This window comes from Citrobacter sp. RHB21-C05, assembly GCF_013889015.1.
GTDB classification, from domain to species: Bacteria; Pseudomonadota; Gammaproteobacteria; order Enterobacterales; family Enterobacteriaceae; genus Citrobacter_A; species Citrobacter_A sedlakii.
This window is the reverse complement of the sequence record NZ_CP057611.1, coordinates 2,677,297-2,689,587: the sequence shown is the minus strand read 5'-3', so window position 1 is coordinate 2,689,587 and position 12,291 is coordinate 2,677,297. Positions and strand designations below refer to the sequence as shown.

The 12,291-nt window shown below is 52.3% G+C and carries 13 protein-coding genes; 5 read left to right on the top strand and 8 right to left on the bottom strand.

The features are described 5' to 3' along the window. Window positions 1-2: 2 nt before the first annotated feature. Both HVX72_RS13020 and ptrB read left to right on the top strand, forming a co-directional pair. On the top strand, window positions 3-668 hold the full coding sequence (locus HVX72_RS13020) for a tellurite resistance TerB family protein (protein WP_042287858.1): 666 nt from the start codon (window positions 3-5) through the stop codon (window positions 666-668). Between the two features lie 83 nt (window positions 669-751). After that, a complete protein-coding gene (ptrB, locus tag HVX72_RS13015; RefSeq protein ID WP_042287855.1) occupies window positions 752-2,812 on the top strand; it encodes an oligopeptidase B in 2,061 nt (686 codons plus the stop codon). On the opposite strand, the gene exoX is transcribed toward ptrB, so the two are convergent. The 3 genes from exoX to HVX72_RS13000 all read right to left on the bottom strand — a co-directional run bounded on the left by exoX (window position 2,809) and on the right by HVX72_RS13000 (window position 4,490). After that, on the bottom strand, window positions 2,809-3,471 hold the full coding sequence (gene exoX, locus HVX72_RS13010; protein ID WP_042287853.1) for an exodeoxyribonuclease X: 663 nt from the start codon (window positions 3,469-3,471) through the stop codon (window positions 2,809-2,811). The two genes, ptrB and exoX, sit on opposite strands and share 4 nt — an antisense overlap. Before the next feature lie 23 nt (window positions 3,472-3,494). Then, window positions 3,495-4,151, bottom strand: coding sequence for a carbon-nitrogen hydrolase family protein (locus HVX72_RS13005; protein WP_042287851.1), 657 nt, complete (start codon window positions 4,149-4,151; stop codon window positions 3,495-3,497). Between the two features lie 108 nt (window positions 4,152-4,259). Next, window positions 4,260-4,490: a DNA polymerase III subunit theta gene (locus tag HVX72_RS13000; protein ID WP_042287849.1), complete on the bottom strand. Its 231-nt coding sequence runs from the start codon at window positions 4,488-4,490 to the stop codon at window positions 4,260-4,262. Between the two features lie 137 nt (window positions 4,491-4,627). Between HVX72_RS13000 and yobA the strand changes: the two genes are divergently transcribed. Genes yobA through HVX72_RS12985 form a run of 3 tightly spaced genes read left to right on the top strand, consistent with a single transcriptional unit; the run spans window position 4,628 to window position 6,220 of the window. Continuing rightward, the gene (yobA, locus tag HVX72_RS12995; RefSeq protein WP_042287846.1) at window positions 4,628-4,990 is read left to right on the top strand and encodes a CopC domain-containing protein YobA; all 363 of its coding nucleotides are present in this window, start codon (window positions 4,628-4,630) and stop codon (window positions 4,988-4,990) included. 2 nt (window positions 4,991-4,992) lie between these two features. Next, the gene (gene copD, locus HVX72_RS12990; RefSeq protein ID WP_181821528.1) at window positions 4,993-5,865 is read left to right on the top strand and encodes a copper homeostasis membrane protein CopD; all 873 of its coding nucleotides are present in this window, start codon (window positions 4,993-4,995) and stop codon (window positions 5,863-5,865) included. A 16-nt stretch (window positions 5,866-5,881) separates the two neighbouring features. Beyond that, a complete protein-coding gene (locus tag HVX72_RS12985) occupies window positions 5,882-6,220 on the top strand; it encodes a YebY family protein (RefSeq protein ID WP_060569589.1) in 339 nt (112 codons plus the stop codon). Window positions 6,221-6,556: 336 nt separating this feature from the next. Here HVX72_RS12985 and HVX72_RS12980 read toward each other — a convergent pair whose 3' ends face one another. The 5 genes from HVX72_RS12980 to HVX72_RS12960 all read right to left on the bottom strand — a co-directional run bounded on the left by HVX72_RS12980 (window position 6,557) and on the right by HVX72_RS12960 (window position 12,212). Then, window positions 6,557-7,642 (bottom strand): tyrosine-type recombinase/integrase, encoded by a 1,086-nt coding sequence (locus HVX72_RS12980; RefSeq protein WP_181821527.1) that lies wholly within the window; start codon window positions 7,640-7,642, stop codon window positions 6,557-6,559. Continuing rightward, window positions 7,611-7,883, bottom strand: a complete 273-nt coding sequence (locus tag HVX72_RS12975) for an excisionase (RefSeq protein ID WP_181821526.1) — start codon at window positions 7,881-7,883, stop codon at window positions 7,611-7,613. The genes HVX72_RS12980 and HVX72_RS12975 overlap by 32 nt, the downstream gene beginning before the upstream one ends. Window positions 7,884-7,947: 64 nt before the next feature. Further along, entirely contained in the window at window positions 7,948-8,187 is a 240-nt protein-coding gene (locus tag HVX72_RS12970; RefSeq protein ID WP_181821525.1) for a DUF4060 family protein, read from the bottom strand. A 43-nt stretch (window positions 8,188-8,230) separates the two neighbouring features. Then, window positions 8,231-9,313 carry a RecT family recombinase gene (locus tag HVX72_RS12965; protein ID WP_181821524.1) on the bottom strand — a complete coding sequence of 361 codons (1,083 nt, stop codon included), beginning with the start codon at window positions 9,311-9,313 and terminating at the stop codon, window positions 8,231-8,233. 10 nt (window positions 9,314-9,323) lie between these two features. Beyond that, window positions 9,324-12,212, bottom strand: a complete 2,889-nt coding sequence (locus HVX72_RS12960) for a RecE family exodeoxyribonuclease (protein WP_181821523.1) — start codon at window positions 12,210-12,212, stop codon at window positions 9,324-9,326. Window positions 12,213-12,291 lie beyond the last annotated feature (79 nt).

Below are 12,291 nucleotides of genomic sequence, written 5' to 3'. Positions count from 1 at the left end.
AAATGGCTAACTGGCTAAATCAATTACAATCTTTGCTCGGACAGAGCGGAGCGTCTTCGTCGTCTTCCTCTTCCGGTCAGCAAGGATTAAGTAAACTGCTGGTTCCCGGCGCGCTGGGTGGCCTGGCAGGTTTACTGGTCGCAAATAAATCTTCCCGTAAATTACTCAGCAAATATGGCACTGGCGCGCTGCTCGCGGGCGGTGGTGCGATTGCTGGCACAGTATTATGGAACAAGTACAAAGACAGAGTGCGTGCCGCCCATCAGGACGAGCCGCAATTTGGCGCGCAGAGTTCGCCGCTGGATGTGCGCACCGAGCGTTTGATCCTGGCGCTGGTTTTCGCTGCAAAAAGCGATGGTCATATTGATGCGAAAGAGCGCGCCGCTATCGAGCAGCAGTTGCGCGAAGCGGGCGTGGAGGAGCAGGGGCGCGTGTTCATCGAGAAGGCCATTGAGCAACCGCTCGATCCGCAGCGTCTGGCCGAGGGCGTTCGCAACGAAGAAGAAGCGCTTGAGGTTTACTTCCTGAGCTGTGCGGCCATTGATATTGATCACTTTATGGAGCGCAGCTACCTTAACGCGCTGGGCGATGCGTTGAAAATCCCGCAGGATGTCCGCGAAGGTATTGAACAGGATCTCAAACAGCAAAAGCTGGCGTTACCCGGCTAACCGCTGAATGCAGCATGTTTCGCTTGCATCATTCGTGAGTTTTGCCACCCTTAGAGGATGTATAATCACGAAAGAACAGTGACATGCTGCCGAAAGCCAATCGTATTCCCTACGCCATGACGGTCCATGGCGATACACGCATCGATAATTATTACTGGCTGCGGGACGATAGCCGCTCGCAGCCGGAAGTCCTTGACTACCTGCGCCAGGAAAACGCCTACGGGCATCAGGTCATGTCCACCCAGCAGGCATTGCAGGACCGCGTACTGAAAGAAATTATCGATCGCATTCCCCCGCGCGAAGTCTCCGCGCCTTATGTGAAGAACGGTTATCGCTATCGCCATATTTACGAACCGGGCTGCGAGTACGCCATTTATCAGCGTCAGTCGGCGCTCAGTGAAGAATGGGATGAATGGGTCACGCTACTTGACGGCAACAAACGGGCGGCGCATAGCGAGTTTTACACCCTTGGCGGGCTGGCTATTACTCCTGACAACTCGATTATGGCGATAGCGGAAGATTACTTGTCCCGCCGTCAGTACGGGATTCGTTTCCGTAATCTTGACAGCGGCAACTGGTATCCGGAAATGCTCGATAACGTCGCCCCCGAGTTTGTCTGGGCGAATGATTCTCTGACCTTCTATTATGTGCGCAAGCATGCCACAACGCTGTTGCCTTACCAGGTCTGGCGCCATACCGTTGGCACGCCGTCGAATCACGACGAACTGATCTACGAAGAAAAAGACGATACGTTTTACGTCAGCCTGCATAAAACAACCTCGCAGCATTACATTGTGATCCATCTTGGTAGCGCGACGACCAGCGAAGTGCGGCTGCTGGATGCCGAGTTGGCCGACGCTGAACCGTTCGTCTTTTTGCCGCGTCGTAAAGATCACGAGTACAGCCTTGATCATTACCAGCACAAGTTCTACCTGCGTTCGAACCGTGACGGCAAAAACTTCGGTCTGTATCGCACTCGCGTCCGTGACGAAAAAAAATGGGAAACGCTGATCCCGCCGCGGGACGCTATCATGCTGGAAGGCTTTACCCTGTTTACTGACTGGCTGGTTGTGGAAGAGCGGCAGCGCGGACTGACCAGCCTGCGGCAAATTAACCGTAAAACGCGAGAAGTCATAGGCATCGCCTTTGATGATCCGGCTTATGTCACCTGGCTTGCTTATAATCCGGAGCCGGAAACCTCACGGCTGCGTTACGGCTACTCTTCCATGACCACACCCGACACGCTGTTTGAACTGGACATGGACACCGGTGAGCGTCGGGTGATTAAGCAAACGGAAGTGCCCGGTTTCGACGCCGCAAACTACCGAAGCGAGCACGTGTGGATAACCGCGCGCGACGGCGTCGAAGTGCCGGTATCGTTGGTCTATAACCAAAAGTATTTTCGTAAGGGGCAAAATCCGCTGCTGGTCTACGGCTACGGGTCGTATGGCTCCTGTATGGATGCTGATTTCAGCAGTAGCCGCTTAAGCCTGCTGGATCGCGGCTTCGTCTATGCCATTGTCCATGTGCGAGGCGGCGGTGAGTTGGGACAGCAGTGGTACGAAGACGGTAAATTTCTTAAGAAGCGCAATACGTTCAATGATTATCTAGATGCGTGCGACGCGCTGCTCGCGTTGGGTTTTGGCTCGCCTTCGCACTGTTACGCTATGGGTGGCAGCGCCGGTGGTATGTTGATGGGGGTTGCCATTAACGAACGTCCCGAGCTTTTTCATGGTGTGATTGCCCAGGTGCCTTTTGTTGATGTGGTCACGACGATGCTGGATGAGTCGATCCCGCTGACGACCGGGGAATTTGAGGAGTGGGGAAACCCGAAAGATCCTCAGTATTACGCGTATATGAAAAGCTACAGCCCTTACGATAACGTCACCGCACAGGCTTACCCTCACATGCTGGTCACGACCGGGTTACATGACTCGCAGGTGCAATACTGGGAGCCGGCGAAATGGGTGGCAAAACTGCGCGAGTTGAAAACCGACGATCGCTTGTTGCTGCTCTGCACTGACATGGATTCGGGACACGGCGGGAAGTCAGGTCGCTTTAAATCGTATGAAGGCGTGGCGCTGGAATTCGCTTTTCTGATTGGCCTGGCCCAGGGGACGTTACCGGGGCAAGGCGAGCATTAAGCGTTTTCCAGATAGTGCTTTAATGTTAAGCGCAGCTCCGGGCTCATGCTGTCGAGATTATTAAACAGCCAGCGCAGATAGCCCGGATCGCGCTCTGCGATCTCAGACACCGGTTTACCGCGGTATTTGCCAAAGGTGAAGGTGGTGAGCAGCGCCGGACGTCCGGTAATCTCGACCATCTGCTCTGGCGTCCAGCCTGAACTGTTCATGATATCGATCAGCAAGGCCGCCGTAATATAGCAATCATATAATGCGCGGTGGTGGTGCAGGCCGGCCGGGGTTTGCACGTTCAGCTTACGGGATTTATACAGCGCCATATTGCTGTATTTGATGCCGGGCCACAGCCGACGCGACAGCTTCATGGTGCAAATCCACTCACCCGGCATATCCGGGAGCACGCGGCGGTCGAAGCTGGCGTTATGCGCAACGTACCACTCGCTTCCGTAATAGTGCGGAATAATCTCTTCAATCCAGGGTTTATCGGCCACCATCGCTTCGGTAATACGGTGGATCGCCATCGCCTGAGGGGAAATAGGGCGGTCAGGACGCACCAGGTGGCTCATCGGGTTGACGATCTGACCATCGATTACGTCGACAGAGGCGATCTCGACAATCCCGCCCTGTAAGCCACAGGTTTCTGTATCGATGATGCGTAGCATGTAACACTCCTGACCGAAAACGACTAGCGTAATGGAATGATATCACCTTGCCAACCCCGTGGGGTGCGCTGTCCCGTTAATAACAGCGGACCGCGGTCAGCGCGAACGATAAGTCGACCACTTTCATCCCATAATGCGCTGTTGCCACGCGCATTGGCCATCAGTACGGCAATCGAAAATTTATGAGAAAAGTTTTGCAACCGTGACGTTGAGGAGAGTAATTCTGGCTCGCCGACGCTCTGGCTGGTGGTGAACAGTGAAAACGCCGGGTCCAGATCCATGCCTTCCGGTTGATCATCCACCACGCGTATCGTTTTAAGATCGTTGCCAAGGCAAGCGCCAAGACTGTGATGATAGGTACGCGGCGCGGTCATCCACGGTGCAAAAACGGCCATGCCTTTGACAAAGCGCTCATTATGCTCCACGGGCAAGCCGGCAATGATTGTCATACGATGATGCGCTGCGGCCCAGGACAGCGGTTGGAGCAGACTGGCATCCGGCGGCGCAGGTAACGCCTTTCGGTCGTCAGCGCAGCCGGACAATGAAAGGGATGGAAAGACCAGCAAATTGCAGTGTTGTTGGGCCGCCGCTTCGATAAAGGCGAGATGCTGAGCAACGCGTTCGCGGACAGGTGTTTTTAGGGGTTCATACTGCGCGGCAGCGATTTTCCAGTTCGACATAATGACTTCCTTTTCATAGTGTCTACAATCGTTCTTAAATGATAGATTAAGAATAGACTTATACTGTAGCAGGCAATATGTAAGGATATGTAACTTTAAAGCAAAACGTTATTTTACTTTTGGCTCATACGGTAAACGTGACAACGTCACAGACGTCAGGCGGTGGGCGATAAGACGCTCGCGGAACCAGTCGCGCAGATGCTCTGGCTGTTCGCGCTCCACGACCTCGGCGACGACGGGCATGTTATAGCGTTCTTTAAACGCCACGCCAGCGGCCGCCAGATCGACATTCACTTTATCCATTTCAGCTTGTTCAAGCTGAGCGAGATTTTTTTGCATGGTCTTCTCCTTAGGTATTGCGCGCAAAAGTTACTAAGAGACCGCCGCGATGGCAAGTCGCAATTGATGCGTCTCGACTCAAACATTATAGAGGGTTATCCTCTGAAGATAAGACATAACAAAAAGGAATAGTTGATATGGTCACTCCTGCACGTACGCTCCTGTTTCTGACCGCCATGCTGACGACGCCCGTAGTCTGGTCGCATGCGCATCTGACGCATCAGTATCCGGCTGCCAATGCCAATGTAACCGCCGCGCCGCAGGCGCTCACCCTTAACTTTTCTGAAGGGATTGAGCAAGGTTTCAGCGGTGTGACAATTACCGGTCCAAAGCAGGAGGCTATCAAAACACGGCCCGCCAGGCGCAACGAACAGGATAAAACGCAACTGATTGTGCCCCTTGATGACGCACTGCCGCCGGGGACGTATACGGTTAACTGGCACGTTGTGTCCGTTGATGGCCATAAAACCAAAGGGCAGTACACGTTTAGCGTGAAATAAGTATGCTGTCGCTCACCTGGGTCACGCTTCGTTTCATTCATTTTACCGCGCTGATGCTGATATTTGGCAGCGCGCTTTACGGTGCGTGGCTGGCGCCGGTGGCGCTTCGTCGTCTGATGAATTGCCGGTTTTTACGTCTGCAACAGTACGCTGCTGGCGCGAGTTTTCTGACTGCGGCGCTGATGCTGGCAGTGCAGGGCGGATTGATGGGCTCCGGGTGGCAGGATGTATTCTCTGTGTCAATCTGGCGCGCAGTTCTGCAAACCCAGTTCGGCGGTGTCTGGCTATGGCAAATTATTCTCGCCCTTGTGACGCTGGTGGCAGCGCTTCTCGTTCCGCGAAATTTACCGCGACTGCTGCTGATTTTAGCGTTTGCCCAGTTTGCATTGCTGGCGGGCGTCGGCCATGCCACGCTGCATACAGGCATTTCTGGCGCGCTACAGCGGAGCAATCACGCGCTGCATTTGCTCTGTGCTGCGGCCTGGTTTGGCGGTCTGATGCCAGTCCTCTACTGTATGCGCCTGGCAAAAGGCCGCTGGCGTCAGCAGGCCATCGCCGCCATGATGCGTTTCTCGCAATATGGTCATCTCGCTGTGGCGGGCGTGTTAATCACCGGGATCGCGAATGTCGTATTTATTCAGGGATTCTCCCTTCCCTGGCGAAGCGGCTGGGGCCAGTTGCTTTTGTTAAAATGTGCACTTGTGGTGCTAATGGTGGCAATCGCGTTGCTGAATCGGTATGTTCTCGTACCACGGATGCGGCTGGGACATTGCCGTATCAATCAGTATTTTATCTGGATGACAAAAATTGAATGGGGTATGGGAGCGGCGGTTCTGGCGATTGTCAGTCTGTTCGCGACTCTGGAACCGTTCTGAAGAACAGGCAAAATTCATGAAAAAAATGATTCTTTCTTTGCTGCTGTTGGTCAGCTCCGGCGCGGCGCTGGCGGCACCGCAGGTCATTACCGTTAGCCGTTTTGAAGTGGGTAAAGATAAGTGGGCGTTCAATCGGGAAGAAGTGATGCTGACATGTCGACCGGGAAACGCGCTGTATGTGATCAATCCGAGTACGCTGGTCCAGTATCCGCTTAATGATGTGGCGCAGCAGCAGGTGGCCAGCGGAAAAACCAACGCTCAGCCTATTCACGTTATTCAAATAGACGATCCGGCAAAACCAGGGGAAAAAATGAGTCTTGCGCCCTTTATCGAACGCGCCGAAAAACTCTGCTAATTACCAAAAATATCTTTCTGATTTCCAATAAAAAACCGCAAGTATCGTCGAAACGCGCTTGCGGTTTTTGCTTTTTAGCACATGACGGATGCCTGTTTTTTCCAACCACTTTCACCATGGACTGGAAAACCTGGCGTCGTCATCTATTCTTATAAGGCAAGGCGACTTAGCCTGCATTAATGCCAACTTTTAGCGCACGGCTCTCTCCCAAGAGCCATTTCCCTGGACCGAATACAGGAATCGTATTCGGTCTTTTTTTATCTGTATGTTTTATATGGTGTTTTTACGTTTCAACCCGAAAAAACACGAAAATTACTCGAAATTTCCATATCCTGTCTAAACCATAACATAGTCTGCACCGCGTGCGTCCAGGTATTTTTTGGTCATTGTTAAATTTTTGTGGCCCAGTAAGCGTTGTGCGAAATCCTCTCCACGCTCGCTCTCATACAACCGACCGGCCAGACTTCTTATCTCATGAAAAGAGGGCGGGTTAGGGCCGAACTTTAAACCAGTAGCATTCCTGATCGTTGAAAACGCCTGTGTAAGCCCGTCTGGGGTTAACGGACCTGGCTTTCGTCCGCCGCGCCTGACAGACGAGTAGAGCATAAAATCTGACGGATTATTTATCCTACACCGATCCACGACATCCTGTAATAACAGATCGGATGCTTCCAGCCTCAAATCTAGGGGGATCGCCAACTTGTGACCTGTTTTCTCCTGAGTTACGAACAGTCTTCCGTCTCGCACATCACTGAATCTGAACAGAGAGACATCCTCCCGACGCTGTCCTGTCACCAGTGCCAGGTCAAATGCATTTGCTGCCCACTCAGAGTATCTAAAGGCTGCGTTGCGAATCACTTCATATTGCTCTTGCAGCAGACGTTCACGCTTGACTTTCGGTGTCGGCGTTCGCGTCGGCTCTGCCGGGTTCCTGTCGATATGCCCCTCCACAATTGCCTCTCTGAAGACATCCATCAATACCGATCGCAATCCGGAAGCCATGCTCTTTTTATCACAGACAATGTAGGCATCCAGAAAAGAAGCTATATCCTTTGTGGTTACGGAGGCGAGGGGGATCCTTCCGAACTCGTCCTTTATAGTGGCGAGCTGATTTCGCCTAACCTTCATCGTATTGGGTTTCAACTCGCGTCTTTCCAGAATAACCTCGTACCGCTCCAGCCATGCAGCCACTGTGAATGTGGGCACGTCTTTTATGCGGTCCAGAAGACAGGAAGGAAGATAGTTCTTGTCGAGGTAGTTGTTGGCTTCGATGGCTTGGGCTACTGCGTCCTTGCGGTCAATTCGGCCAAGAGATATCTCCTGCCCGGTCATCGGATTGCGCCAACTGTAAAGTCTGTCTCTTTTACGATAGGTCAGGTTACGGGGCAGATTAGCGTCGTAACGTACTGGCCTTTTCGCCATAAGTCAGTCTCTCCAGTAGAGTGCCGCCGGATGGCAGCTTAGTGTGTTTTGGTTTTACGCGATGGTTCTTTTTACGCGGATCCACATAGATAGCGTCAGGCTGAACCTTATATTCCTTTCCGTGCAGTTCCGGCGCGGGAAAAATTCGTCCATTCCGTACCCAACGACGCAGTGTGGAAAGTGAAGGGGGCTTTGAGTAAGTTAAATCAGCCCATTCCTGCAAGTTCAGAAGCTTTGCCATACTGTCTCCTGTAACCGGCAACTTATTATAAAGCTGCCGGGTTTTAATAATTGATATTTCGTTATCAGTAAAACCGACCAGGCAGTGTTCTCAGACGGCGCATGCCAGTCATAGCGGTTGCCACATAACTCTTATGACGGTTGACCACTTCTACCCAGATCTTCACGCCGTCCACGTTCACCGTGTATATTTCCTTCCTTTCGCTGCGACCATAGTCCCCGTAACGTTCAACATGCTTTGCCAGTGCTGCGTCACATGCCCGGCGGCCCAATGGCGATTGCTTACTGCGATTTATAAGGCGCATAAAATCTCCTCTGGCGGGAGGGTGTAACCCCTCCCTAATTCAATTAGCCGATGTATTCCGGTTTCATGTCGTCAAGAGTTATGCGGTACTTATCGTGCAACTCGTCGCCAAGATGCCGCTTCGCCGCGGAGAGTTTTTTCTCTACCGCTTCAAAGCGTGTTGCCGCGTCGGGTGAGCCTGGCTGTGGCAGACCGTTAATTGCTTCATCAAGCATGGCGCGATGCTTAACCAGGTGATAACGACGGGTAGCTTTATTTTTCAACTCAGTGAACAGTGCCGTACCTAATGCAGGTTTTGCCGTATTGATATCGTTTCCCACTGCTGTTGCATCTTCCAGCGTCTCAGCAGAATCAATGCGCGCACGGAATTTCTCTGCAGCATCATCGATGTTTACATCAGCTTCCTGCGTACTGGTGGTCTGCTGGTTATCGGCATTAATATCCTGCATGGTGATGCTTTGGGTGCTCTGGGCGGGGTTGATAATCTTCTCTTCTCGCTCATCGAGTTCGTCTGGCGTATAGACGCCAAGAATGACGTCAGGGCAGAAAAGGCGAGCCCAGCGCTTCACTGCGAGGTAAGCAAGTTGCTGGCGCGGATCGTCAGCCCAGAGAGTGGAATTACGAACGCGTGCCTGAGCAAGCAGCAGGTCGAGTTCTCGCGGTTGATCCTCACCTTTCAGGCGCGCTTTGATAATGATGCCGATACCTTCTTCATCAGCCATTGTCCAACCCGGTACGCGATATTCGCCTTTATCACCTTTTCTGATGTTGAACTTGCCGATGACCTTTTCCCATGGGCCATACCATTCATATTCAAAACGGCTTGCCAGTACACCACTGCGGGAAATAACTGCGTTAACCAGTTGTGCTTCGTAACCCAGCACACCATTGATCAGGTGCGTTTTCTGCGCCACAGCGAAAGGATTCATCTGCCATTGTGCGGCCTGCATAGCTACTGCCATGCAATCTGCTGCATTACCCTGTAGATGGCGAGGAACCGTTGCAGAACCCTGAGACATCATCTGAGCGAATGCACTGATAGCGTTCAGGTACTGCGAGTCAAACAAAGCAATGTTTGAGTTAACTACTGCATTCTGATCGGCAACAGTTATGTTTTTGTTTTCCATAGTTTCCCCCTTAAGCCATTTCACGAAGCGCATCGAGACGGCGCAGGTCGTAATCGTTCAGTTCGTCGGTGTAGTCTTCTGTTATCGGTGCTGGCCATTCGCCAGTGTCCATAGCGTTCGCGATGGAACGAATCGTCTGGCGATACTCAAGCTTTCCGAGTTCCAGCAGTGATTCCGAAGCCCACACAACAGCCACCCAGTGATAACCCTCGTCTTTGTTCACGAATATCCACGCGAATTTGTCCAGGTCGGCAACGTTACAGTACATACCGGCGCTGAGGTGGTAATCGCGCATGGTTATTTCGCGGTGAAGCCGTGATTTCAGGGCATCTTCCTTCACATCCCACATGCTGATTGTTTTCAGGTCGAAGCCGATACGCAGACCTTCGTACTCGAGTTCAACATCCGGTCGAACACGGATTTCAAGTCCGGTGTCGTCATCAATGCCGAAATAGCTGACTTCAACGGCGCGTGTTGGGTTTTGCAGTAACTTACCGGCCTCAGGGTGGGCATAGAGCGCAGACTGGATAGCCAGCGCGGTAGCGTATTGCTGGCGGGTAACCAGGATTTTATCGCCTGGGTTTTCGCGCCATGCGTCAAGCAGCTCGTCGGCGAAAACTGTGTCAGGTTTGACGGATTTCACTGCCTGAATCAGATCCGCTTTGGTGCCGGATACTTTCAACGGTTGAGGTTTCTGTGCTTCCTGCGCAACGAGATCAGGATTGATGATCGCCAGTTGCTCCAGTAGCGTGTCGCGACTACCGCTGGTTTTCATTTGCGCCGGCAGGGTGGCGTTGTATTCTTTGATGCAGGCTTTCATCGCCGATGCGGTTTGTTTCTGACCGTCTTCAATTCGCTGAAACTCAGCGGGCAACGCCATGTAGCTCTGTCCGGTTTCTTCCAGCGAAGCGCCGAGCGGCAACTGCGGCGGCAGGGTGGCGTTGTATTCTTCCAACAGCGCTTTGATGTCGTCGGCGGACAGCTGCGCTGGCAGGCTGGCGTTGTGTTCATCGATAACTGCGCGGATCGTTGCTGTCGTCGTGAGAGCGCCTTCCGGGATGACCGGTTCAATGCTGAATTCTTCATCCAGAATTTCAGGCTGTAACGCCAGCGCATGCACCAGATTTCCCATATCGAGAACTTTGGAGCGTTCTTTCTTGATGGTTTTAGATACGTGGCGGCCGTCGTAATACATCAGGCTCACTCGAGCGTCTTTCACCATCGTTGAACTGATACCGTTGGCGGCGTGGTAAACCTCATTAGGTACGCCTTCATAGCGGCCCGGCTCGAAGTATTCCGGCCACGCTGCATCCGGTACTGGTTCTTCCTGTTGCGCCTCAGGCTCAGATTGGCTCGTCTCATCCTGATTCTGGTTCTCTTCGAGCTTTTCTACGGTAACTGCTTCTTCACCAGTCCCCAGATCGCCTTCGCCTGCCTGCACCGCATCACCAGCCTGTTTTTCATCACTGTCAGCTTCTTGAACCTGCACATTACTGGTGGTCTCCGGATCCGTTTTTGTGCCATGAGTTGATGAGTTCTGCATTAAGGCGGACACGTCGAAAATCCCGTTGCCGACATTTTTAACCAGTTCAGGTTCGTCGGTCGGCTGGCTTGTCTCTGTTTTCACCCATTTTGGATCGGTTGGGTCGCTGATACCCTCGACGTATTCACCGCGTTCGGCGGCCAGCTGTCGGCTGGCTTCTTCTACAGCGTCTTTTTCCGGTGTGTGACGGGCTGCCGCAAGAGTTTCTGCCGTAGGTTTCTCGTGATTGCTCTCGGTCAGGCTTGCGTTGATATAGGCCCGCAGCCGTCCAGGAAATTTAACCAATTCGGATGATGTACCGCGGATAAGAGCAAAAATAGCGGCGCGCGAATAGTCCAGGATACCGGGCGTGGCGCGCAGCGCTGCGGACCATTCTTTGAACGGACTTTCCTTTTTCTTAACGATTTCTTTTGCGCGACGGTAAACACTGCCCGGCAACTCATAGATATTAAAATCCATAGGCAGGGTGGCGAGCGCTATTTCAATGTCGAGAACGTCAAAATTATGCTTTACATCCGGATGACGATCGGTCTTATTACCGCCGCCAGCGTTAGCGCCGCTTTCAGTGCGCTGAATAGTCGATACACGGTTGCCTTTCACCCACTCCTTAACGAGCAAACCGCGATCGATATGTTCGGTATCGAACCATGTTTTGAGGAACTGGATAACAGTCGCCAGCTCAGGAATTTTTCCGTCGACAGGGAATACTGTTTTTACGGCATTCACTGATTTATGAATGTCGTGTTCAACTGCTTTCTTGAACGCCTCAACATTCTCGGCGGCCAGTAACAGGTTCTGGACATATGAATTATCGGTGTCCATTTCCAGAGCAATAATTGCTTTTTTCTGATCGGCATCGACGTGATAGAGGTACTCGCCGTTGCCAATGTATTGAGCCAGAACTCGATGACGGAGAGGCATAGTTGCAACAACAGTCAGCTCTGGGGCAGGGGGTGGGCTGCTATCCTCGTTCTCAAAGTTTTCAGTGTGATCCAGCACTTCGCCTGTTTCAGTATCAACACCGTCAACGATATGCTGGCGGGCCGCGGCGGCAGCTTCAGATGACGGCAAGGTGATGCCGGGGATTTGCGCCCAGGTCATATTGTCCTTGCCGAGTTGATAGTAATCGCAGAACGTGAGGCTCAGCTCGCCTTCCGGCGGCAGTTCGTTGACGACGGGGAAATTTGTGGCGACGGCTTTGAAGTAATCTTTCAGCTTTGCGCCGGTTTTAATCAGGAGATAATCCAGTGTTGCATTTGCCGCTTCAAAATCATCGCTGCACCAGAGAACAGCATCTTTCTGGCCTGATGATTTCTTTGCTTTGCGGACTAAAAATACAGGATTAGTTCCACTCATTGTTTTGTCCTCAATTCGTGTAGAATGGAGGTGCCTTAACAGCACCCCGATATATCTGGTTGTTATGTCCGGTTCGCTT

Excerpts from the sequence above, each read along its gene's own strand:
- HVX72_RS13020 (WP_042287858.1), top strand. The coding sequence starts at position 3 with ATGGCTAACTGGCTAAATCAATTACAATCTTTGCTCGGACAGAGCGGA.
- ptrB (WP_042287855.1), top strand. The coding sequence starts at position 752 with ATGCTGCCGAAAGCCAATCGTATTCCCTACGCCATGACGGTCCATGGC.
- exoX (WP_042287853.1), bottom strand. The coding sequence starts at position 3,471 with ATGCTACGCATCATCGATACAGAAACCTGTGGCTTACAGGGCGGGATT.
- HVX72_RS13005 (WP_042287851.1), bottom strand. The coding sequence starts at position 4,151 with ATGTCGAACTGGAAAATCGCTGCCGCGCAGTATGAACCCCTAAAAACA.
- HVX72_RS13000 (WP_042287849.1), bottom strand. The coding sequence starts at position 4,490 with ATGCAAAAAAATCTCGCTCAGCTTGAACAAGCTGAAATGGATAAAGTG.
- yobA (WP_042287846.1), top strand. The coding sequence starts at position 4,628 with ATGGTCACTCCTGCACGTACGCTCCTGTTTCTGACCGCCATGCTGACG.
- copD (WP_181821528.1), top strand. The coding sequence starts at position 4,993 with ATGCTGTCGCTCACCTGGGTCACGCTTCGTTTCATTCATTTTACCGCG.
- HVX72_RS12985 (WP_060569589.1), top strand. The coding sequence starts at position 5,882 with ATGAAAAAAATGATTCTTTCTTTGCTGCTGTTGGTCAGCTCCGGCGCG.
- HVX72_RS12980 (WP_181821527.1), bottom strand. The coding sequence starts at position 7,642 with ATGGCGAAAAGGCCAGTACGTTACGACGCTAATCTGCCCCGTAACCTG.
- HVX72_RS12975 (WP_181821526.1), bottom strand. The coding sequence starts at position 7,883 with ATGGCAAAGCTTCTGAACTTGCAGGAATGGGCTGATTTAACTTACTCA.
- HVX72_RS12970 (WP_181821525.1), bottom strand. The coding sequence starts at position 8,187 with ATGCGCCTTATAAATCGCAGTAAGCAATCGCCATTGGGCCGCCGGGCA.
- HVX72_RS12965 (WP_181821524.1), bottom strand. The coding sequence starts at position 9,313 with ATGGAAAACAAAAACATAACTGTTGCCGATCAGAATGCAGTAGTTAAC.
- HVX72_RS12960 (WP_181821523.1), bottom strand. The coding sequence starts at position 12,212 with ATGAGTGGAACTAATCCTGTATTTTTAGTCCGCAAAGCAAAGAAATCA.